Source organism: Tautonia plasticadhaerens (genome assembly GCF_007752535.1).
Classification (GTDB): Bacteria; Planctomycetota; Planctomycetia; order Isosphaerales; family Isosphaeraceae; genus Tautonia; species Tautonia plasticadhaerens.
This window is the reverse complement of the sequence record NZ_CP036426.1, coordinates 3254966-3278501: the sequence shown is the minus strand read 5'-3', so window position 1 is coordinate 3278501 and position 23536 is coordinate 3254966. Positions and strand designations below refer to the sequence as shown.

The window sequence follows — 23536 nt, the reverse complement described above, 5'->3', positions numbered from 1 at the left end:
AGTGAGCACACGTGCTACACCTTCTGCGACGCCCCGGGCCGATGGCCCCGAGGGCGACGGATCCGGTGACCTCCTCGCCCGCTACGGCTGCGGCCCGGTGCCATTCACCGGCCACGATGATGCCCTTTACGAGCGCCGGTTGATCTTCGACCACGTCGTCGACCTGACCGAGGCCGGGCCTCGGGAGCGGTTCGAGGCGGTCGCCGCCGCGATCCGGGACGTGCTCGCCCAGCGCTGGGTCCGCACCCAACAGGAACACGAACGTGCCAACCCGAAACAGGTCTATTACCTGTCGATGGAATTCCTTATCGGCCGCTCGCTGGCGAACAACGTGATGAACCTGTTGCTCTCGCCGCTGGTCGACGACGCCGCCCGGCGGCGAGGGCTCGACCTGGCCGAGTTGATCGAGCAGGAGCCGGACGCCGGCCTGGGTAATGGCGGGCTCGGCCGACTGGCGGCGTGCTTCGTCGAGTCGATGGCCACGATGGCGCTGCCGGCGATCGGCTACGGCCTGCGCTACGACTTCGGCATCTTCCGCCAGGAGCTCCGGGACGGCTGCCAGGTCGAGCAGCCCGACCGCTGGCTCGCCCGGCCCGACCCGTGGGAGGTGGCCCGGCCGAACGAGGCGGTGACCGTGCCGCTCGGCTGCCGGTTCGAGGCGCATGGGGGGGAGATCGCGGTGCACCGCGGGCAGGCCTCGCACCTGCTCGGAGTGCCGTACGACCGGCCGGTGGTCGGCCACGGCGGCCGGACGATCAACACGCTCCGCCTCTGGAAGGCCGAGACCCCGGACGTCTTCGACTTCGGCGAGTTCAGCGGCGGCGACTACTTCGGCGCCGTCTCGGACCGGGTGCTCGCCGAGACCGTCAGCCGCGTCCTCTACCCCGACGACTCGACGCCCCGGGGCCGCTCGCTGCGGTTCCTCCAGGAGTATTTTCTCGTCGCCTGCTCGCTGGACGACATCGTCGCCCGGTTCCTCCGCCGAGGGAACGACTGGCCGGCGCTGGCCGACAAGGTCGCCGTCCAGCTCAACGACACTCACCCGGCCCTGGCAGTGGCCGAGCTGATGCGGATCCTGCTCGACCGGGCCGGGCTCAACTGGGATCGGGCCTGGGAGCTGACCATCGGGACCCTGGCCTACACCAACCACACCCTGCTGCCAGAGGCGCTGGAGACCTGGCCGGTCGACCTCTTCGAGGCCCTGCTCCCCCGGCACCTGGAGATCGTCTACGAGATCAACCGCCGGTTCCTGGACGACGTCCGGGCCGCCCACCCCGGCGACGAGGCGAAGGTCGGCCGCATGAGCCTGATCGAGGAGGGGCCGACCCGGAAGGTCCGGATGGCGCACCTGGCGATCGTCGGCACGCACAGCACCAATGGCGTGGCGGCCATCCACTCGGAACTGCTCCGCACCCGGACCGTCCCCGACTTCGCCGCAATGTTCCCCGGCCGGTTCGGCAACAAGACCAACGGCGTCACCCCCCGTCGCTGGCTGCTGCTGGCCAATCCGGGCCTGGCGGCCCTGCTCACCGAGGCGGTCGGCGTGGGCTGGGCCGCCGACCTCGGCAAGCTCGCCGCCGTCACCCCGCTTGCCGAAGATGCCGGGTTCCGGGAGCACTTCCTCGCCGCCCGACGGGCGGCGAAGCTCCGGTTCGTCGACTGGATCCGGGACCGGGACGGGATCGCGCTGGATCCAGACTCGATTTTCGACGCCCAGGTCAAGCGGATCCACGAGTACAAGCGGCAGCTACTCAACGTCCTCCATGTCGTCGTCTGCTACAACCGCCTCCGCGACGACCCGGGCCTGGACCCGCCGCCCCGGACGTTCCTGTTCGCCGGCAAGGCGGCCCCGGCCTACCACCTCGCGAAGTTGATCATCCGGCTGATCAACGACGTCGGCGCGACGCTCGACCGCGACCAGGCGGCCCGCGGCCGGCTGCGTGTCGCGTTCCTGCCGGACTACTCCGTGACGCTGGCCGAGCGGCTGATCCCGGCCAGCGACGTCTCCGAGCAGATCTCGACAGCTGGCTTCGAGGCCAGCGGCACGAGCAACATGAAGTTCATGATGAACGGCGCCCTGACCGTCGGCACGCGCGACGGGGCCACCATCGAGATCGCCGAGGAGGTCGGCGAGGAGAACCTCTTCCTCTTCGGCCTGACCGCCGACCAGGTCGCCGGGTCCCGCGGCTGGTACGAGCCGCGCTGGCACTACGAGCACGAGCCCGAGGCCCGCCGGGCGCTCGACCTGATCGCCTCGGGCCACTTCAACCCCGGAGAGCCGGGCCGCTACGCCCCGATCCGGGAGGCCCTGCTGACGCACGGCGAACCCTACATGCACCTGGCCGACCTGACCTCCTACGCCGAGGCCCAGCGGTGCGTCTCCGACCTCTACGCGGACCGGGCCGGCTGGGCCCGCAAGGCCATCATCAACGTCGCCCGCAGCGGGAAATTCTCCAGCGACCGCACGATCGCCGAGTACGCCGGGTCGATCTGGGGGGCGACTCCGTGCCCAGTCGCCTGACCCGCACCCGGCCGAGGCCGGCGGGCGGACCGGCATCGGGGACGCCCCGGGCCATCAGGAGGCGCGGTCCCGCCGTCGCCTGCGGCCCCCTTCCAGGCGACCATGGCGTGGGTCAACTTCGAGGAGATGGCGACGAAGTCGCTCCCCGGGGCCAGCGCCGCCGAGGCCTCCTGGCCCCGCTAGGTCAAGGCGAGGTGCAGCACCTGGGCGGCCCGGGCGTGGAACTCGGCGTGGAGTCGGGCGACCTCCCGCGCCTGCGTCGTCATCCGGTCCGGCAGGCGTGTTTCCCGGAGTCACCGGCCGAACTCACACCGGTCATCGGACCGGGCCTGCTCCACCGTCCACTCGCTGGTCCCGGTCGCGATGGCCCTGCGCGGGTGGTACCTCCATCGGGCGTGAGCCTCGATTGCGTGGTCGTTCTTCGATGGGTCGATCATCGGTGCACTGGGGGCCGGGTCGACTGGGATCCTCGCACAGTTCTGACGCGCCCCGGGGAGTTTGACAAGGGGGTGGGACGAGTCATGAACCGATCGCCGACTGCGTCAATTGGGGCAGAGGACTCAAATCTGAACAAACGGTCATTGCAGGCCGTGGACCCGCTCCCCCGGTGATCATAACGCCCGGCCCTCCAGAGAGGGCGACACAAGCCCCGTCGGCTCGGGGCGTCCTCGTCCGGATCGGTTTCGGCACCGATCCCCCTGTTCTTTCCGCTGCTCTCAGCGAAACGCGACGCCAGAACGGGGGGCCCGAAGTCGGCCCCCTTCGGGCCCCCCGTTCTGGCACCGGCGCCCACCAGTTCCTTTCCCGTTCTGTGGAATGGCTGGCGCCGAAACCCCGACGCCCCCGGTCCTGGCACCCTCCATTCCGTTCTCCCTCGGTTTCAGGCGGGATGGCGGCGTAAGATCCACCCGGCGTCGGAACTGCTCCCTGAAGGTCGGGGCGATCTCCCGACCCCAGTCGCCCCGCCGCTCTGCCGTCGCGACCGCCTCGGCCAGCCCGACATAGCGGGGGTCGCCGGCGCGGCCGGCCTTGATCCAGCGTTGCAGGGTCCGCTTGCTGATGCCGGCCTCCGCCGCCGCCCGGTCCCGGGAGAGGCCATCGGCGATCCCCCGGGACAGGGCGACCAGCCGACTCGGCGTGTTGAGGCTGGGGCGGCCACCTTGATTTCCCATTGGATTCTTTTCTTACGGTGTGCAGTCGGTGCGGAAACCCTCGGTCCTGAGCCGCTCGAGTGTCCGTCGGTACGCCTCCCACCGCCCTCGCTTGGCCAGCCACGCCAGCCGGCGACTCCAGAACTCGAGCGGCCCAAGCCGCTCCATCCAGTACTCCTCCCGGGCCCGCTTGAACCGCTTCCAGCGCTCCTTCGACTCGGCCTCGAGGCGATCCCAGGTCGCCCGGACCCGCTGCCGGTGCAGCAGGTAGGCTGCCCAATCGACCCGATCGGCCCAGGCCACGAAGTCGGGGTCCCCGTCCCGTCCCCGGCGGAGCCAGTCCTGGAGGGTCCGACGACCGATCCCCAGGGCCTCGACCGTCTCCCGTCGGGAGCGGCCCGAGGCGAGAAGGCGGAGGATCGACTCGCCGATCTCGGGGGTGGACTTGGTGGGGCGTGGCATGACTCGGCCTTCACCATCGAGGACGTGGGCGGGTTCATCGTCGCGGCTCGTCGAGCAGGCCGAGGCGACCGCAGTAGGCCTCAAGCTCCACGACGGTCATCTGCGAGAGGGGCTTCGGTCGCGACGGGTCCGGCGCCCGGTCCTTCCTCCGCCATCGGGCCGGGAATCGACGCTCCAGGAGCCAGGCGTTGGCCTGCCAGGAGCCGGTGATGTCTTCGGACCCGGCGCGGCGGATCGAGTCCAACGCCGCGATCTCGGCCGAGGCGATCGCGGCCCGGTAGTCTCGCCGGAAGGCCCGATAGGGGGCGTCATGCTCGTCCCTCGAGCGTCCCCGTACCTGCCATCGTCGAAGGGTGCTCCGGCTGATCCCGGCGGCCCGGCAGGCGGGCCCGAGGAAGCTCCCCGCCCGGAGGGCATCGAGGAGGGCTCGGATAGTCTCGGGGTCGGGCGTCCTTGATCGGCTCATCGCTCCCCCCGTCCACCCGAGGAGGTTCGGACCATCGCAAGGATGCCGGCCCGGATCGCCTCGGGCAGGGAGGGCCAGGCGTCGATAACTTCGGCAAGGTCCGCGTCACCGGGCCGAACGTGGGTAGCATTTTGGGTAGCAGTCAGGGGACGGACAGGGGCGGATCGTGTCGGGGGCTGGCGTGATTCTCGCGTGTCCGATCCGGCGGAGCGTCGGCGCAAAATGAAACCCGAGGCGGCTTTAGTCGCCTCGGGCCGTGTTGTGTCGCGAATAGCGGCGGAGGGATTCGAACCCCCGACACGCGGATTATGATTCCGCTGCTCTAACCGACTGAGCTACGCCGCCGTCGGAGGGAGCACGATCGGTCGAGCAGGCCCTCCTGATCGGTCGATCATACGGGAGGGACGTTCGGTTTTCAACCCGGGAGGGGGCTAAGGTCCCGCCGCTTCGAGTGGGAAGGCTCGGTCACCGTCCCCACCTGCGGAAACCGGCGTTCGGAGGCAGGACAGGGGCGGTCGAGTCGGCGAGGGTCGGGAGATCTCGGGCGTCCGGTCGCGCCGGATGGCAGGGTAGAGAGACGGGGCCGGTCGGGCGGCTCGATCCGATCGGCGTCCCGATGGCCGGCGCGAATTCGGCCTGCCTGGCCGATCGGACTCCCCCTCGACCCAGGCAGGTCAGGCCCGCCGTCAAGCGGCCCGCCGAGGACGGCCGATGTCCTTCGACGGGTTCTCGTCGGCCTCGCCGTGCGGCGACCCGATCCGGGCGGGGCGCACCCCGGGGTCGGGGACGCTCGGTCGGGGCCGGGTTGGCTGGATCGGATCGGAGGGCCGAGATGAGTCGGACATCGAGGGTGGTGGTCGTGGCCTGGCTGGCGATGATGCTGGGGGGCGCTCCCGGACTGGCGATCGGCCAGGTGGGCGTCCGGCGCCGGCCGCTCGGCGGCTATGGGGCGATGACGATCATGCGGTCGTACCGGACGGAGATGGGGAGTTCCTACCTCCCCTATGCCGGCGGATTCGGGGGCTATATCGCCCAGCGGGCCCTGGAGCCGAGGCCGCCGGTCGGGATGGCGACGAACCCCGAGCCGGCCCCCCGGACGCCGATCGGCGGCACCGGCATGGCCCGGACGCCGATCGGCGGCGTCTCCCGAATGGGGGGCCGCGGCGTCTCGATCCCGGGCGGGGCGATGGGCCGGGTTGGCCTGATCCGATCGCCGAGCGTCGGGATGCCCGGGGTGATGCCCCCTCGGCTCGGATCTCCGTTCGGGGCCCCCTCGGTGCTCGGCGGCGGTTGAGCCGGCCCGGGGTCATCGGTCGCCGACGCGGTCCTCCTCGGTCCCCGGGCCGACGCCGGATCCCGGCGGGGGCGGCGGGGCCTCGTCGGGCGATCCCCCGACGGGGAGATGCTCCGCCCCCGGCGCCGGGGGGTGGTCCCGCAGTTGGAGGCCCACGGCCCGCTCCAGCGAGGCGACGCTCTTGACCAGCTCGGCCTCGAAGAGGGCGACCTGCAGCTCGATCTGGAGCACCTCCCGCCAGGCACTGATGAGCGTCAGGAAGTCGACGCCGCCGGCCTGGTAGTCGGCCAGGGCGATGTCGAGGGCGTCCCGGGCCCGGGGGAGGATGCTGGCCCGGAACAGGTCGAGCGTCTCTCGCTGAGCCCGGGCCCGGGAGAGGAGGTCCTTCAGCTCCCGGTACACGCCGTCGCGCTCGGCGTCGTAGAGCTTGGCGTCGGCCACGGCCCGGGCCTGGGCTTCCAGGATGGCGCCGTCGACCTTCCGCCGGTAGATCGGCAGGTTGAAGCCGACGAAGACGCCGAGGTTGTCATTGCCGTTGGCCATCGGCGCGAGGGCGTCGTCCTCGGAGACGAGGCCGTAGTTGAACCCGAGCGTCACGTTCGGCGCCGACCGCTTCTTCGCCAGCTCGACCGCCGCCGCGTCCCTCGCCACGGCGGCGAGCCGTCCCCGAAGCTCGGGGCGGGAGGCGACGGCCAGGCGGTAGAGCCGGTCGACCTGCCCGGGCACGTCTCCGGCCGGAGGGTCGAGGGTGGTCTGCAGCGGGGCCTCGGGGGTGACGTGCATCAGCGCGGCCAGGTCGGCCCGGGCCGACTCGATCCCCTGGCGGATGCCGACGAACTCCCGGTCGAGGTCGGCCAGGGCGACCTCGGCGCTGAGCACGTCCTGCTGGCTCGTCTGCCCGCTCTCGTACTGGATGCGGGCGATCTCGATGAAGTCCTCGACCAGCGCCCGGTTCTGACCCAGGATGACGGCCGAGCGCTCATTGGCGTACAGGTCGGCATACGCCCGCTTGACGGCCTCGACCACGTCGAGCTGCGCGGTGGCCAACTCGGCGAGGGCCACCTTCACGTCCTGCTCGGCCGCCTCTCCCCGCAGGGCGAGCGTGCCGAACCAGGGGAACTGCTGCGCGACCAGGACGTTCCACGGCACGTACCCGGCGGCGGTCTGCAGGCCGTTCGAGCCGCTCGGGTAGATCGTGTTCGAGACGACCGGATCCTCCAGCGAGGTGACCTGCGGGATCCGGTGCTTCTGCGCCATCACGTTGTAGTAGGCGGCCTGGACCGTCCGGTTCTCGGCCAGGGCCCGGCGGATGAAGTCGTCGACGGGCCGGGGGCCGACCAGGCCGGGAGGGGCCGGGGCGGGGTCGAGCGCGGCGGCCATCGGCTCGTCCGGGCCGATCGAGTGCGGGGGCCGGATCGCCGCGTCCCGCAGGTTCGCCGCGACCTCGGCGTACTGCGGGGCCTGGCTGGGCAGGGCACAGCCGCCCCCTCCCAACATCAGGGCCGCCCCCATGCCGACGCGCCAGCGATGCCTCATCGTCTCGCTCGCTCCGGTTCGAGAGGGACCGGCGGGCCAGCTCGACTGCGAGTGCCGCCCCTGAATCCAGGTTCCTCAATCGGCCGGGGGAGGGTTCGACGTTTGGCGATTCTCCGGCATCGGGGGCTGGCCCTTCTCTTGCCGATTGATGCTTCCAGGGCGAACCTCGCGCCGTCTTCATGCGTAGGAGGAAGTACGGTCAAGGTCCATCGCCTGCCCTCGGCCTCGCAGCTCGCCTTGCCCGCCCCCCTCGCCGAGGGTATGTTCGGGTTGGAGTCGCCGTTCGATCCCGATCGAGGAATTGATGTCGAAGGCCTCCCGCGATCATCGCCGCCGAGCCCCCTGGTTCGCGATCGCCGCGATCCTCGGCTCGCTCTGCGCGGCGGAGGCGGCCTCGGCCTGCACGACGGCCAGGAATGGGGTCCCGGACACGGCCGCCGCCTGCGGGATGAAGGGTGGGGCCGCCGGCTGCGGCTGCTGCGAGGCCCCCGTCCCGGAGTCGAGGACCACACCCTCCCCGACTGCCGAGATCGGCGTCCCGGGCGCCCCCGTCCGGTCCCCGGCCGTCGAGCCGTGCCGCGCCTGCCTCTGCCCGTCCGATGAGCCGGATCTTCCCGCGTCCCGTCCCGATCCGAGGGCTTCGGAAGGTAGGCCTGCCCCTTCGGCCTCCTCCGAGACGACCCTTGCCGGACTCCCTACCGCCTGTTCCTCCGGCGAGGCCCCCTGCCCCATCCCCCCCGTCGCTTCCGGTCGGGATCGCGTGCCGATCTATCTGCGCACGCTCCATCTCCTGAACTGACCCGGGATCCGCCCCGTTCCGATCGCCCGGCGCGATAACGCCCTGTTGCGGGCGATCGGCGTCCCCGGTCCCGTTTGTCGTCCCCGGGCCTCGGACCCGTTCCGGCCGGGAGCCAGGATCGCCCGGGAACGGGCGGACGTGGATCGCAGGGCCGTCCTCGTCGGGGGCGGCACCAGAACCCCTCGGTCCCGACTCCGAGCACTCGGACGCCCGCCCGGGCGTGCTGGAGGTAACCCATGTCTGGACAGGTTGCGAAGCCCGAGCCGTCGGCCGGTCTTGGCGCGTCCGCCGCCACACCGCCCTCGACGCCTCTCCGGCGGGGGGGGGCCGGAAGGATCGCGGGCGCCCTGGTGACGACCTTCGTCGTGCTGGCGGCCCTCGGGATCGGGGTCGGCGTCGGCCGCTATCTCCTGCCGACGGGAGCCGAGGGGGCCGGGGCCGTCGGAGTGGGATCCGCGTCGCCCGATGCCGCCGGGGAGACGGTCTGGGCCTGCTCGATGCACCCCCAGATCCGCCAGCCCAACCCGGGAGACTGCCCGATCTGCGGAATGGATCTGATCCCGGCCGATGAGGGCGGCGGCGGCGAGGCGGAGGCGCTCCGCGAGGTCTCCATCAGCCGGGAGGCCCGGGCGCTGCTCGACCTGAAGGTCGCCCCCGTCGAGCGCCGGTACGTCACGGCGACCGTCCGCATGGTGGGCAAGGTCGACTATGACGAGACGAGGCTCGGCTACATCACCGCCTGGGTCCCCGGCCGGCTCGACCGGCTCTTCGTCGACTACACCGGGGTCGAGGTGCAGGAGGGGGACCACATGGTCTCCATCTACAGCCCCGAGCTGTACAGCGCCCAGGCCGAATTGATCCGGGCCCGCCAGGCCGTCGAGCAGCGGAGGTCGACGACCGGGGCCCTCGGCGCCGAGCGGTTGCTGGAATCCGCCCGGGAGAAGCTCCGGCTCTGGGGCCTGACCGAGGGGCAGATCGGCCAGATCGAGTCGCAGGACGAGCCGTCGGAGAACCTGACGATCTACGCGCCGATGTCCGGGATCGTCATCCAGAAGAATGTCCAGGAGGGGATGTATGTGGACACGGGGACTCGGATCTACACGATCTCCGACCTCTCCAGGCTCTGGGTGAAGCTGGACGCGTACGAATCCGACCTGCCCTGGCTCCGCTACGGGCAGGAGGTGGAGTTCACCACCGAGGCCTATCCCGGCGAGGTCTTCACCGGCACCGTCGCCTTCATCGACCCGGTCCTCGACGCCGAGACCCGGACGGTGAAGGTCCGGGTGAACGTGCCGAACCCGAGCGGCCGGCTGAAGCCGGACATGTTCGTGAGGGCCTCGGTCCGGGCCCAGGTGGCCACGGCCGGCCGGGTGATGGACCCCGGCCTGGTCGGCAAGTGGATCTGCCGGATGCACCCCGGCGTCGTCAAGGACTCGGCCGGCGACTGCGACGTCTGCGGGATGCCCCTGGTGCGGACCGAATCCCTCGGTTACGTCTCGGCGGCCTCGGCGGCCGACGAGTCGGCCGAGCCGCTGGTCGTGCCCGTCCCGGCGGTCCTGAAGACCGGCACCAGGGCCGTCGTCTACGTCGAGCGCCCCGACGCCGATTCGCCCACCTACGAGGGCCGGGAAATCGTCCTCGGCCCCAGGGCCGGCGACTCCTACATCGTCCGGGCCGGGCTGGAGGAGGGGGAACGGGTCGTCACCCAGGGGAACTTCAAGCTCGATAGTGCCCTCCAGATCGCCGCGAAGCCGAGCATGATGAACCCCGACGGCGGCCTGGAGGAGGTGATGGAGGAGGCACTGCACGCCCCGCCCTCGGTCTCCCGACAGCTCGCCCGGCTCCAGGAGGCGGCCGGGGCGGTGCGGGAGCTGGGCGGGTCAGGCGACCGCGCCGCGACCCGGGAAGCCCTCCGCCGGTTCGAGGACGCCGTGGCCTCCGTCGATGCGTCCGCCTTGCAGGGCCGGGCGGCGATGGCCTGGAAGGAGCTGTCGATGAGGCTCCGGAACGACGCCGTCGAGGGGAGATGGGCGCTGAGCCCCGGTCGGGAGACGGAGGCCGTCGACCGGCTGTTCGCCGACGTCGGCCGGCTCCGGTCCACCTTCGGCCTGCCCGACGACCCGGGGACCCTGCTCGCCTCGGCCCCCCTGGACGTGCCCCCGGCCTTCCGGGACCGGCTCGGGCCGCTCTGGGAGTCCTACCTCGCCGCCCGGGATGCCCTCGTCGCCGACGACCCCGAGGCCGCCCGGGCCTCGGCCGGGGCCGCCTCGGCGGCGCTGGCCGGGATCGAGGCCGATTCCCTGGAGGGCAAGGCCCGGGACCTCTGGGACTCGGCCCGGGGAGACCTGGACGAGGCCCTCGCCCGGATGGTCGATGCCGAGGATTTGCCCGCCCTGCGATCGGCCTTCGAGCGGTGGTCGACGGCGCTCCGGCCGGTCGTGGCGTCGATCGGCCTGGCCGGGCCGGTTGGCACAGTCGTGGCCCATTCCTGCTCGATGGCCCTCGACGACGCCGGGGCCTCCTGGTTGCAGTCCGGGGAGGAGGTCCGGAACCCGTACATGGGCCAGCGGATGCCCCGCTGCACCACCGGGGTCGAGGTCGTCTGGGACGGCCCTCCTCCCCCCGCTCCCGTCGAGGCCGCCCCGGCGAACATCCCGGACGGATTCCGGAGGCAGTTGGCCGGTCTCTGGGACGCATACCTTGATCTCCAGGGTGCCCTCGCCTCCGACGACCCGGACGCCTCCCGGCGGGCCGCCGGGGAACTTGGGGATGTGCTGGCATCGGTGGATGCGTCGACCCTGGAGGACGACGCGCGGGACGCCTGGGATCGCGAGCGGGAGAACCTCCGGGCGGCGGTCGATCGCATGACGGAGGCCGACGGGATCGAGCCCCTCCGCGCCGGCTTCGCCCTGATGTCGGAGGAGATGCCGGTGCTCTTCGAGGCGTACCGCCCGGAGGTCGGCTCGCCGGTCTACCGAATGCACTGCCCGATGGCCTTCGACGGCCGGGGGGCCGCCTGGCTCCAGGCCACCGAGGAGGTCCGCAATCCGTACTTCGGCTCGGCGATGATCCGGTGCGCCACCGAGGTCGAGCGGATCGCCGACGCCCGCCCGGAGGGCTCCGATCGTGAGTGATCCGCAACGGCCCGCCCCTGCGAATCCGGCCCCCCGCGCGTCGGCCCTCGACCGGGTCATCCGCTTCTGCCTGGAGAACAAGCTGGTCGTGGCCCTGGTCGTCGTCGCCGTGACGGCCTGGGGGGCGATGGTCGCGCCGTTCGACTGGGACCTCGGCGGGCTCCCCCGGGATCCGGTGCCGACCGACGCGATCCCCGACATCGGCGAGAACCAGCAGATCGTCTTCACCGAGTGGATGGGACGCTCCCCGCAGGACGTCGAGGACCAGGTCACCTACCCGCTGACGGTCAACCTGCTGGGCATCCCCGGCGTGAAGACGATCCGCAGCTACTCATTCTTCGGATTCTCGTCTATTTATATTATCCTTGATGAGGAGATCGAGTTCTACTGGTCCCGCAGCCGGGTGCTGGAGAAGCTGAACAGCCTGCCCGCCGGGACGCTGCCCGAGGGCGTCCGGCCGACCCTCGGGCCGGATGCGACCGCCCTGGGGCAGATCTTCTGGTACACCCTGGAAGGGCGGGATCCCGACGGCAACCCCGCCGGGGGCTGGGACCTGAACGAGCTGAGGACGGTGCAGGACTGGTACGTCCGCTACGGCCTCCAGGCGGCCGAGGGGATCAGCGAGGTCGCCTCCGTCGGCGGGTTCGTGCAGGAGTACCAGATCGACGTGGACCCGGACGCGATGCGGGCCTACCGGGTGACCCTGGACGAGATCTTCAACGCCGTCCGCATGTCGAACGTCGACGTGGGCGCCCGGACGATCGAGGTGAACAAGGTCGAGTACGTGATCCGGGGGCTCGGGTTCATCGAGTCGGTGGCGGACGTCGAGCGGTCGGTCATCAAGGAGAACGAGAACGTCCCGGTCCGGGTCGGCGACGTGGCGACCGTCTCCCTGGGCCCCGCCCTGCGGCGGGGGATGCTGGACAAGGCGGGGGCCGAGGCGGTCGGCGGCGTGGCGGTGGTCCGATACGGCTACAACCCCCTGGAGGCGATCAAGAACATCAAGGCGAAGATCGAGGAGATCGCCCCCGGCCTGCCGACGACCGTCGCCGTCGACTTCGATCGCGTCGACCGGGCCACCGTCGAAGCCTTCGCCACGGGGCACGGCTTCGAGGCGTTCTCCGGCGGCGGCCTGGACGACGACGGCTGGCTGCCCTGGCTCAGGGCCAACCCCCGGGCGGCCTGGCCCGACTGGGTGACGACCAGCCAGGTGACCGTCGTCCCCTTCTACGACCGCACCGGCCTGATCTACGAGACGCTCGGCACGCTGAACACGGCCCTGGTCGAGGAGATCCTGGTCACGATCATCGTGGTGATCGTGATGGTGATGCACCTGCGCAGCTCGTTCCTGATCAGCGTGCTGCTGCCGCTGGCGGTCTTGATGTGCTTCATCGCCATGAAGGCCTTCGGGGTGGATGCCAACGTGGTGGCCCTCTCGGGGATCGCCATCGCCATCGGCACGATGGTGGACATGGGGATCATCATCTGCGAGAATATCCTCAAGCACCTGGACGAGGCGGATCCGGACGAGCCGAGGCTGGAGGTGATCTACCGGGCCTCCAGCGAGGTGGCGTCGGCGGTCCTGACGGCCGTCTCGACCACGGTGATCAGCTTCCTGCCGGTCTTCACCATGATCGGGGCCGAGGGGAAGCTGTTCCGGCCTTTGGCGTTCACGAAGACGTTCGCGCTGATCGCCTCGGTGGTCGTGGCCCTGACGATCATCCCCCCGGCGGCCCACTTGCTGTTCGCGGGTCGGGTCGGGTCGGGCAGGCTTCGGCGGCTGGTCTCCCTGGGGCTGGTGGTGGCGGGAGGGGTCGTCGGGGCCTCCCTGGCGTGGTGGGCGGGGGCGATCCTCGCGGGGCTGGGGATCTACCGCCTCGTCGAGCCGGCCCTGCCGGGCTGGTCGCGGAGGGCGGCCGTCTACCTGGCCAATGCGGCGGCGGTGGCGGTCGTGGGGGTGGTGCTGGCGAGGCACTGGGAACCGCTGGGGGTGGAGCAGGGCCTCGGCCGCAACCTGGCCTTCGTGGCGGCCCTCATCGGCGGGCTGCTCGGCGCCTTCCTCCTCTTCCAGATGGTCCTCTACCGGCCGCTCTTGCGCTGGTGCCTGGATCACAAGCTGTTATTCCTGACGGCCCCGGCGGCGATCGTACTGCTCGGCGGCTCGGCCTGGCTGGGATTCGACCGGGTGTTCGGGGCGGTGCCCTGGGCGGTCGGCAAGGCGGGGGGGGACCCGCAGGGGGTCCGGCTCTCGAAGCCCTGGGTCGCCCTGTCGCACGCCTTCCCCGGGCTGGGCCGGGAGTTCATGCCCCGGCTCGACGAGGGCTCGTTCCTCTGGATGCCCACGACGATGCCCCACGCGTCGATCGGCGAGTCGGCCGATGCCCTCCGGCTCCAGGACATGGCGATCAACGCGATCCCGGAGGTCGACCTCGTCGTCGGCAAGATCGGCCGGGTGGACAGCCCGCTCGACCCGGCGCCCATCTCGATGGTCGAGACGGTCGTCTCGTACGTCTCGGAATACATCAGCGACGAGTCGGGGCATCGGATCAACTTCCGCTACGACGAGGATTCGGGGGCGTTCGCCCGGGACGACCGGGGCGGGCTGATCCCCGACTCCGAGGGCCGGCCGTTCCGCCAGTGGCGGGACCACATCCGGAGCCCGGACGACCTCTGGGATGAGATCGTCGAGGCGGCCACGATCCCCGGATCCACCTCGGCGCCGAAGCTCCAGCCGATCGAGACGAGGCTCGTCATGCTCCAGACGGGCATGAGGGCGCCGATGGGGTTGAAGGTCTACGGGCCGGATCTGGAGACGATCGAGCGGCTGGCGATGGAGTTCGAGCGGCTGCTGAAGCGGGTGCCGAGCGTCGAGCCCTCGGCCGTGATCGCCGACCGGGTGGTGGGCAAGCCCTACCTGGAGATCGACATCGACCGGGAGGCGATCGCCCGACACGGGCTGATGATCCGGCAGGTGCAGGACGTGATCGAGGTCGCCATCGGCGGCACGCGAATCACGACCACCGTCGAGGGCCGGGAGCGGTACCCGGTCCGGGTCCGCTACCTGAGGGAGCTGCGGGATTCGATCGAGACGCTCGGCCGGATCCTGGTGCCCGCCCCGGACGGGACCCAGATCCCGCTGGAGCAACTGGCCGAGATCCGGTACGTCCGGGGTCCCCAGGCGATCAAGAGCGAGGACACCTTCCTGGTGGCCTATGTGCTGCTGGACAAGAAGCCGGGGTTCGCCGAGGTCGACGTGGTCGAGGACTGCCAGGCCCTGATCCGGGGGGCGATCGACTCGGGGGAACTCGTCCTCCCGGCGGGGGCCAGCTACCGGTTCTCCGGCAGCTACGAGAACCAGATCCGGGCCCAGAAGACCCTCTCGGTCGTGCTGCCGCTGGCCCTCTTCCTGATCTTCCTGATCCTCTACTTCCAGTTCAAACAGGTGGCGACGAGTCTGCTGGTCTTTTCGGGGATCGTCGTCGCCTGGGCGGGCGGGTTCCTGATGCTCTGGGCCTACGGGCAGGACTGGTTCCTCGACGTCGTGGTCTTCGGGGTCAACCTGAGGGACCTCTTCCAGGTGCAGGCGATCAACCTGAGCGTGGCGGTCTGGGTCGGGTTCCTGGCGCTCTTCGGGATCGCCTCGGACGACGGCGTGGTGATCGCCACGTACCTGGACCAGAGCTTCGGATCGGCCCGGATCGAGACGGTCGAGGACGCCCGGGCGGCGACGGTCGAGGCCGGGATGCGCCGGGTGCGGCCCTGCCTGATGACCACGGCCACGACCATCCTGGCCCTGATCCCGGTGCTCACCTCCACCGGCCGGGGCTCCGACATCATGGTGCCGATGGCCATCCCCAGCTTCGGCGGGATGCTCATCGAGGTGATGACCATGCTCGTGGTGCCGGTCGTCTACTGCGGGATCAAGGAGGTCAAGATCCGGGCGGGCCTCCGGGACGAGCTGTTCGATGAAGGGGCCCGCTGACCTCGACGGCCGCGGTGGGACCTCGGGCCGCTCGAGGCGGGACGGGACGGGACGGGATTCCCGCCTTCCCCTCGGCCCGGCCCGAGCCGGCCCGAGCCGGGGGCGGCGGGGACCCGGTGCGCCGCGGTGCGCCCCGGTGCGCCCCGGTGCGCCGGGGGATTTCCCTTTTGGGAAAAAGGGTTGCGCCGATCGAATTGGGTTCGCTCCGCGAGCCGGATCCGGGTCGATTGGCTTCGTTTCGCCGCGACCGGGACGGGGGGCCGGGGATCGGCGTCGAGGGACTGCGGCGCCGGTGGTCCGGGGGGCACCCTGCCATCCCCGGTCGGGGGGCGAGGTCCTTCGAAGGGCGATCGCGGAGGCGACCGAGATGGGTCGGTGCGCCCCGGTGCGCCGGGGGAAGACGGGGAATTTCCCTTGCAGGATTTGGGGTTGCGTCGATCGGATTGGGTTCGCTCCGCGAACCGGCCCGGGGTCGATTGGCTTCGTTTCGCCGGGAACGAGGGCGTGGTCGGCGGCGGACGGGGTGGCGGATCATCCGGGGACGGTTGCTGCCTCGGGCTGGGCGACACCCCGATCCCCGGTTCGGCGAGGGCGAGGGTACCTCGGGTTGCCCGCGAACCGATGCCGCCAGGCGCCCGGATCGTCCGAGGGCCAAGGACGGGACCCCTGACGGCCGGTCCCCGGGGAGCGAAGAGCGGAAGGGGGGCGATTCGGCTTGCCAAGGAGCGGATCCGGGTCGGCCTCGGGTCGGGGGCGGCCCGAAGGGGGGAGACACGGCCGCCGGCCTACTCGTGCGTCCGACGTAATCATCGTGAAATCCCGTCTCGGCAGTCATCCGAAATGGCGGGAGGGGGCCGGAGGGCCCGGGCTTCGGCACGGGGCCGGAGAGGCTTCCGTGCCGGGCCCGTTGCGAAATCCATGTGTGGGAGGGGGATTGCGTCGAATGGTCGGGGTGCGGGCCCGGCCGGGGCGGGACCCCGGTCGGGGGTCGCACCCGGCGACCGGCGGGGGAGTGGTCCCGAGGGGGTCGGGGGGCGACCGGGCCCCGGGGGACGCGAGGCGGGGGGGAATCGCCATCTTTTCCCAACGCTGCCGTCCCGGGGCGGTCGATACAACGGGCAGGATGGTTGTGTTTGGGGTGGAATTGCGAATCGGACGCGATCCGGCAGGGAGGTCAATCGTGATCGCCGAGACCTGCGACAGGCCGCGACCCGGCGGGCCTCGATCGACGAGGGCCGCGCTGGGGCTGATTGTGATGGTGGTCGTGCCGGGGCTTCGGGCGCAGGAGGTGCCGCCTCCCGGGCCGGTTGATCTGCCGCCGTCGGTCATCTCCCGGGCCGAGGGGACCCCGGGGGGGGGCCCGGACGTGGTCGTCCCGCCGCCGTCGGATCCGGGGTTCTCCCCCGTGCTCGGCGACGACCGTGGGCCGCAGGGGATCCCGGCCGTCTCCTACGCCGAGGCGGGCCTGAAGGCGGGCAAGCTCGCCGAGCCGGGCTCGACCGTGGAGCTGGACATCGCCGACGGCGAGGCCGAGCCGGCCGACCTGTACCGGTGGATCCAGGTCGAAGGGCCCCGGGTCGAGCTGAAACGGCCGGACGGGAGGACCGTCGAGGTCGAGGTCCCCGGGGGGGCGTCCCGGCTCTCGTTCCTGAGGATCGAGGCCAGGGCGGGGGCGGTCCGGGTCGTCCGGTTCGTCGTCCCGGTGGAGGGGGGCGAGCCGTCGGGCCCGGCGAGGGCCGACGCGGGGGACGACCAGGTCGGCCTGGTCGGGCACCGGGTCACGCTCAACGGGTCGGCCAGCCGGCCGGATTCGGGGCTCGTCCTCCGGTGGATCCAGGTGGCCGGGCCGCCCATCCTGGCCCCGAAGCAGGAGCGGGAGTACTACTCGTTCGTGCCGACGGCGCAGGGGCTCTACCAGTTCGCCCTGGTGGTGGGAGTCGGCGGGGAGATCAGCGAGCCGGACGGCGTCTCGGTGCTGGTCGGCTCCGCGCCGATGGGCAGCGGGCTGTCCCCGGCGGCGATGAACGGGACGATGAATCCCGCCTCCCCGGCGACGATGGCCGGATCGGCCCCACCCAACGACCCGGCGGTGACGAGCCCCGAAGCGGTGGTGGCGTCGGCCCTGCCCGGCCTGGCGGAGGGGGATCGGCTGGCCGGGGAGGTGGCCGACGTCTTCCAGGCGGTGGCGGAACGCTCGACGCTCTACACCAGCTTCGGCGACGCGCAGAGCGAGCTGAGCCGGCGGCTCGACGTGGTGATCCCGAGCGACCCGGCCCGGCGGCTCGCGTGGAGCCAGGCGCTGCTCCAGCCGCTGACCGGATTCACGATCGCCCAGATGCAGTCCGTCGGCCTGGACGTCCGTCAGCCGGCGAGCATGGATCGCCCGCTGACCCCACCCCAGCGCGAGCGGATGGAAGACCAGTTCCAGGCCCTGGCACGGGCCTTCCGGGAGGCCTCCGGGCGGTCCCTCAAGTGATCGAAGCCGGGGACGAGGGCCGGGGGAGCTGGGCCGAGGGGCCAGCCCCGATGGGACGAGTCGGTGTGGATTGATGGCGTCGGTGTCCGGCGAGCGACAGGATGTCGCCCCGAAACTCCAGGACGGGGATGAAGATGATGGTGACCTGCTCGAATCGGAGGATCGCGGTCGCGATGGCGATCGCCTCGGCGATGGCCTGGTCGGGGCTCACGCCCGCCGGGGCCCTCGCCTCGGAGACGACGGCTCCCGCGGCGAGCTCCACCGCTCGCTCTGCGGTGGCGATGACCCGCGACCGGGGCGTGCCGGCGGTGTTACTCATCACCTCCCGTCGGCTCCCCGCCTCGTCGGAGTTCGCCCGCCAGTTCCTCCAGGGCGAATGGGCCAGGCAACACCGAGGGCTTGTCCAGGTGCTGGAGCTGGTCGCCGAGGACGACCCGGAACTGGTCTCGGCGATGGGGGTGGCGACCTTCCCGACGGCGGTCGTCTACCGCCTGGGCGACTCGGGCCTGGTCCGGCACCTGACGGACGAGGACTGCGCCAGCGTCGCGGCCCTGGCCGGCTGGCTCGGCGAACTGTCGCCCCCTCCGCCGGCCTCAGCCTCGGCCTCGGCCGGCCGGCCGATGGCCGACCCCGCGCTCGTGCAGGCGTCGCACGCCGACAAGTCGCTGCCTTCGCCGCAAAGCTACTCCACGCCGAGCGTCCCGTCGGGGAGCCCGACGCCGCAGTACGGCCAGCCGATGATGATGTCCATGGTGCCCCAGATGGCGTCGACCCCGGCCAGCGTGATCTCGGTGCCGAGCCAGAACTTCGTCATCCAGCAGCAGGCGCCCCAGGTCTTCATGTCCCCGGCCCAGTCGCCGATGGTGTACGTGCCCCAGCAGCAGGTGATGGCGATGGCCCCGGCCTCGGCCCCCACGCCGAACCTATTCCTGCCGGCCTCGCAGCCGAGCCAACTGGCGATGGCGCCGCAGCCGACGCAGATGATGGCCGCCCAGCCGTCTGCGATGATGGTTGCCGCCCAGCCGTCCCCGATGATGATGGCGGCCCAGCCGTCCCCGATGATGATGGCGGCGGCCCCGCCGACGATGGCCCTGGCGGCGCAGCCGACCCAATTGGCCGCGGTGTCGAACCAGCAGATGAACCTGCCGACCAGCGCGTCGAGGAGCCGGGTGCGGGTCCGGGGGCCGGGGATGCTCGCCTCGGCGGCGGCGCGGTTCGGCGAGCGGCTGACGCGGCTCGGCCGGGTCCGGATCGTCTCCGAGCAGGAGACGACGCTGGAGGCGCCGCTGTCCCAGGCGTCCTCGCCGGGCATGACCACCATCTCGACCACCTCGGCGGTCCCACTGGCCCAGCCGTCGACGCAGATCCCCCCGACGCTGCTCGCCCCCCCCGTACCCTGCAACGAGTCGTGCACCATCCCCTGCCCGCTCCCCCATACGCCTCCCGAGCCCCCCGGGGTCCGCCCCTCATCCCAGGGGGCTCCACATCATCATGCAATTAATCGTCATTGATCCAGTGCTCGCGTCCGGGGGGGGTGCCGAACCACGTCGGGCGATACCTGGGCAGGGACGCTGGCCGAGGAGGACTCTACCTTCCCCTCGGCCGGCGGCAGTCCGCCGTTTCCGGGTCCGGTCCGGGGATAGTCGGCGGCACTGGAGTGTCCGGCAGGATGGCCCATCTTCCCGAGGATGATGACTTGGAGTGTTTGGTTGTGTTCGAAAGAGTCGGTCGATTGCGAAGGATTTGGCAATTTGCGCAATTTCGTTGTAGTGTTTCCCCAGGCTCGGCATTTTAATGAAGGTACGCGGGACTGCGAGGGTATCGTGGCCGCGTCGAGGTGCGTTGAGCACCGCCCGATCGCAAGGGGAGGGCAACGATGATCCGTGTCGACCGGGACTGGCGGACGGTTTGTGGATGGCTCGGAATTGCGGCGGCGATCGCCCTAACACCGGGGGTGGCCGGGGCGAGGCAGGAGCTGAGTGCGGAAGTCCAGCGGGAGATCGCTCCGGTCCAGCAGCAGTTGGGGCAGGTCGTCCGCGTCAGGGAGGTGCGGGGGGCGACTCTGGGGCCGACGGACGTCTTCGCACTGGCCGTCACCGAGGGGCTGAAGCTCCAGGGGAGGGATCCGGGGGTTGCGGCAGCCCGGGGGATCTTGGGGAACGAGGACGCCAACGCTGCGGCCCAGCGGGGCCTGCTGCGGGTGACTGGGCTGGACGTTAACGTCCTGCAGCAGCAGATCGCCCAGGGCATCGTCCCGGATGAGCAGGCGCAGACGCTCAGCAGCCCCGGGACGGTCGGCTCCGAGACGGATCGGCGGTTTGACTGGCGTGATCGGGAGATGGTGACCCCCCCCCGCAACCAGCTCAACTGTGGCTCGTGCTGGGCGTTCGGCACGGCGGGGGCGTACGAGTCGGCCCTGGCCCTGGCCAGTGCCGGCACCGGCTCGGGCGGGGACTTCCTGTACAACGTCTCCGAGAAGCGGATCCTCGACGCCAGCGGCGCCGGCACCTGCCAGGGCGGCTGGTGGGCGTTCGACTTCCTGGTCCCGAAGTCGGACACGGGCAGCAGCTACGGCACGGTCGGCGAGCGCGCCGAGCCCTACGAGGTCGATCGGCAGGACCGGACCCGAGTCCGGAGCCTTCGGGGCGTGTTCACGGCGATCGACTGGGGCTACGTCCTTGGCCGGAACGAGGTTCCGACCACCTCGGCCCAGCGGGACCGGCTGAAGGCGGCGCTGGTGCGCTACGGCCCCCTGGCCATCGCCATCAACGCCACGCCGACGTTCCTCCAGTACCGGGGGGGCGTGTACCGGGAACTACCGTCGAGGGCCCCGCAGGCCGGCGCCCTGGCCGACGTGAACCACGCCGTCCTGCTGGTCGGCTGGGACGACAACAACGGCGGCGCTTGGATCATCAAGAACTCGTGGGGCCCGAACTGGGGGGAGGACGGCTTTGCCCGGGTCGCCTACGAGCAGAACAACATCGGCTTCGGCGCGGCCTGGGTGAGCACCCCCCGGGTGCGGGGCAGCCGGGCCTCCACCTCCCTCGCGTCCACTGCTACCAACACCCAGACCGGGGTGGGGACGATGGCCGGCTCGTCCGAGGCGTACTACGACGACGACGCCTATGCCACCTTCCGGAGGGCCCAGGACGATCGGTTCGAGGCTGACCGGCTGGCCGGGGAGGCCGAGCAGGAGCGCCGGCGGGCCATCGACGCCGAGTGGGAGGCCGCCCGGTCCGCCCGCCGCGCGGCGATCGCCGCCCGGATTGCCCTGGACTCGCACGAGTGGGCCCGGACGCTGCTGAACGACTCGCTCATCGACCTCCGCGACGAGAACGTGGACCAGCTCGATCGGTACAAGCAGACGGGCCAGAGCGCCGCTCAGGCCGAGCTGGAGTACGCCAGGCAGGCCTCCGAGCTGGCCACGCGCCGGCTCGAAGCCCTGCAGAATCTCCTGAAGGAAGGGAACCTGAACCGGGGGTCGATGCTCCTGGGACGCCCGGACCGGATGATTTCGGCGCCCCCGGCCTCCGCGGGCGACGAGGACCCGGTGCCGGTCGCCCCTCGGGACGGTGCCCGGGGGCCGGTCTCCCCCTATCCCGACGAGCCGGACGCCATCCCGTCCCGGAGCATCGACCCGGGCAGCATGGACCGCGAGGCGATCGAGCCCGGGGGAGCCCCCGGGGATTCCCATCGGTCCGGGGAGACCTACGACCCGAACACGATGGAACGCGGTGTTCGCCCCCCGGGGGTGCCGGAGGGCGTTCCTCCCCTCGGCGACCCGAAGCAGCCGTCGGCCCAGCCTCGGGAGGACCAGGGTCAGGCGGACCCGAAGGCCGGGGCCAGGTCCCCCGAGACGCCATCGCCCTGATCGAACGGCCCCCGCCTCCCACCGGCCTTCGGAGCCCAGGCCGGCTTGACGCCCCTCTTGGCCCGCGAGCGCTCGCGGGCCAAGAGGGGCGTCCTCGTGCGCAACTTGATCGGGGCGCAGCTCGGCCCGACAATGGACGATGAGTGGTCGCGGATCGTTCGGCGTCCCCGGAAAGCGGAGTCAGGCCATGGCGCGTCATATCCCTAGCAGCGGGGCGATCGCCGTCGTCGTCCCCGCGATCGTGTTGGCCCTGGGGGCGACGGCCGGGGCGCAGGTCGACGACGAGGGGAGGCTCTGGGCCTTCCGGGAGGAGGTCGTCGAGCGCCTGGACTGGCGGGCGGGGGAGCGGATCGAGATCATGCTGCCCGTCCAGCCCACGACCTATCGCTGGGACCTCGTCGCGTCCCGGTCCGAGGGGGTCACCAAGCTCGGCCGCTTCTTCGACGACTCGACCCCCCCGCGCTTCTCCTTCGACGTCCGCAAGATGACCCCGGAGGAGCAGGAGCGGTACAACCCCCGCCCTGGAGGCGTGCTCGGCCGGGTCGATCAGGTCCAGATCATCCCGGTCCGGCTCGACGACCCCGAGGAGGTCGTCCTCACCTTCCGCCAGTACGACACGCTGCAGGACGGCCCCCCCGGCCGGCAATTCATCGAGCTCACGCTGAGGCGACGGTGATGAGCATGTTCAGCCCCCGGGATGCCAAAGCGACGAGGGGAGGGGGCCCGGCCCTCTCCCCTCGTCCGGTCATCTAGGCCCCAGGCTTAGCGGCGGGCGGGCTGGTCGCGATCGCCGGGGTCCGGATTGATCGTGTCGCCGCCGCCGCCGCCGCCGCCGCCGCCGCCGCCGCCGCCGCCGCCGCCGCCGCCGTCACCCCCGTCGATCAGTTCGATCGTCCCTGTGATTCGGTAGGTCCCGCTGGGCAGGGTCTCAGGGGTCGGATCGGGGCCGGTCGGGTCCGTGGACTGGTCGGAGAACCCCTCCTCGCGGAGGACGTCGATGATCAGGCGGTCGATCAGGGCGAAGATGCCGCCAGGGACGCCGCCGAAGCCGTAGTTCCGGAAGTATTCCAGGGCGACCTGGAGCAGGAACCGGCCCAGCTGACGGAACGTCTGCCGGGAATCCCCGCTGCGGAGCTGCTGGCGGAGGCGGGCCCGCAGTTCGTTCTTCAGCGCCCTGACGTGGGACTCGCCGATCTGCTGGGAGAGCAGCCGGTATTCGGGGTCGGCCCGCAGCAGCGTCTCGTCACTGACGCCGACCAGGCCCCCAGAGCCGGTCGAGTCGGCGAACATGCTCGCCCCGACCCCGCCCCCGACGCTCGACGATAGGAAGGGAGAGACGGGCAGCGTGCCCCCTCCGGTCGTGCCCGAGCCCTGGACGAAGAAGGTCGACACCTGGGCCGGGGCGACGCCGATCGACTGGATCGCCGGCGACTGCATCTGCACCTGCTGGAGTTGAAGAGGGGCGGAGGCCAGGCCGATGCCGACCTGCTGCGGGGCGACGGCCACCGTCGAGACCTGGCCGAATGCCATCTGGGGGGCCATCGCCACGCCGGAGAACCCTGCCATCGGGCTGACCGGCCCAAACGTCGCGGGCTGGCTGACCGCCGTCTGGGTCACGAAGACAGGCGACGACGCGTGGTGGGACTTGAAGAAATGCTGGTGGAACCAGTCTCCGGCCCGGCATCGTCCCGTCCCGACGCAGAGGACGCAGCAGACGGCCGCGAACCCGACTAGGGTGCGTATCGCTCCAACTCGAAGCAAAGACATGAGCATCATCCTCCGGGAAATTGAGGCGAGTCCGAGGGGCTGCTCCGTCACCGGGTCATCCTGGGAAACTGTGATGA

The 23536-nt window shown here is 71.3% G+C and carries 12 protein-coding genes and 1 tRNA gene; 8 read left to right on the top strand and 5 right to left on the bottom strand.

Annotation, left to right across the window (positions count from 1 at the left end; translation table 11 throughout):
* The first annotated feature begins 1 nt into the window (after position 1).
* On the top strand, positions 2-2521 hold the full coding sequence (locus tag ElP_RS12880) for a glycogen/starch/alpha-glucan phosphorylase (RefSeq protein ID WP_197446942.1): 2520 nt from the start codon (positions 2-4) through the stop codon (positions 2519-2521).
* Between the two features lie 1184 nt (positions 2522-3705).
* Here the strand turns inward: ElP_RS12880 and ElP_RS12875 are convergent.
* From ElP_RS12875 to ElP_RS12865, 3 genes are all read right to left on the bottom strand, one after another.
* Entirely contained in the window at positions 3706-4134 is a 429-nt protein-coding gene (locus ElP_RS12875) for a helix-turn-helix domain-containing protein (protein WP_145269838.1), read from the bottom strand.
* A 34-nt stretch (positions 4135-4168) separates the two neighbouring features.
* A complete protein-coding gene (locus ElP_RS12870) occupies positions 4169-4600 on the bottom strand; it encodes a hypothetical protein (RefSeq protein ID WP_145269836.1) in 432 nt (143 codons plus the stop codon).
* Between the two features lie 271 nt (positions 4601-4871).
* Positions 4872-4945 (bottom strand) — tRNA-Met (locus ElP_RS12865).
* A 487-nt stretch (positions 4946-5432) separates the two neighbouring features.
* On the opposite strand from ElP_RS12865, the gene ElP_RS12860 reads away from it, so the two are divergent.
* Complete coding sequence (locus ElP_RS12860) at positions 5433-5894, top strand: hypothetical protein (RefSeq protein WP_145269834.1); 462 nt, start codon at positions 5433-5435, stop codon at positions 5892-5894.
* Positions 5895-5906: 12 nt separating this feature from the next.
* On the opposite strand, the gene ElP_RS12855 is transcribed toward ElP_RS12860, so the two are convergent.
* Positions 5907-7430 carry a TolC family protein gene (locus ElP_RS12855; protein ID WP_145269832.1) on the bottom strand — a complete coding sequence of 508 codons (1524 nt, stop codon included), beginning with the start codon at positions 7428-7430 and terminating at the stop codon, positions 5907-5909.
* Positions 7431-8579: 1149 nt separating this feature from the next.
* On the opposite strand from ElP_RS12855, the gene ElP_RS12850 reads away from it, so the two are divergent.
* From ElP_RS12850 to ElP_RS37970, 6 genes are all read left to right on the top strand, one after another.
* Positions 8580-11363, top strand: coding sequence for an efflux RND transporter periplasmic adaptor subunit (locus ElP_RS12850; protein WP_197446941.1), 2784 nt, complete (start codon positions 8580-8582; stop codon positions 11361-11363).
* Positions 11356-15345, top strand: a complete 3990-nt coding sequence (locus tag ElP_RS40620; RefSeq protein WP_145269828.1) for an efflux RND transporter permease subunit — start codon at positions 11356-11358, stop codon at positions 15343-15345. The genes ElP_RS12850 and ElP_RS40620 overlap by 8 nt, the downstream gene beginning before the upstream one ends.
* 1180 nt (positions 15346-16525) lie before the next feature.
* Entirely contained in the window at positions 16526-17821 is a 1296-nt protein-coding gene (locus ElP_RS12840) for a hypothetical protein (protein ID WP_145269826.1), read from the top strand.
* 101 nt (positions 17822-17922) lie between these two features.
* The gene (locus ElP_RS12835) at positions 17923-19332 is read left to right on the top strand and encodes a hypothetical protein (protein ID WP_145269824.1); all 1410 of its coding nucleotides are present in this window, start codon (positions 17923-17925) and stop codon (positions 19330-19332) included.
* 365 nt (positions 19333-19697) lie between these two features.
* Positions 19698-21692, top strand: coding sequence for a C1 family peptidase (locus ElP_RS12830; protein ID WP_145269822.1), 1995 nt, complete (start codon positions 19698-19700; stop codon positions 21690-21692).
* 187 nt (positions 21693-21879) lie between these two features.
* The gene (locus tag ElP_RS37970) at positions 21880-22368 is read left to right on the top strand and encodes a hypothetical protein (RefSeq protein ID WP_197446940.1); all 489 of its coding nucleotides are present in this window, start codon (positions 21880-21882) and stop codon (positions 22366-22368) included.
* A gap of 86 nt (positions 22369-22454) precedes the next feature.
* On the opposite strand, the gene ElP_RS12820 is transcribed toward ElP_RS37970, so the two are convergent.
* Positions 22455-23459: a hypothetical protein gene (locus tag ElP_RS12820; protein ID WP_145269821.1), complete on the bottom strand. Its 1005-nt coding sequence runs from the start codon at positions 23457-23459 to the stop codon at positions 22455-22457.
* Positions 23460-23536 lie beyond the last annotated feature (77 nt).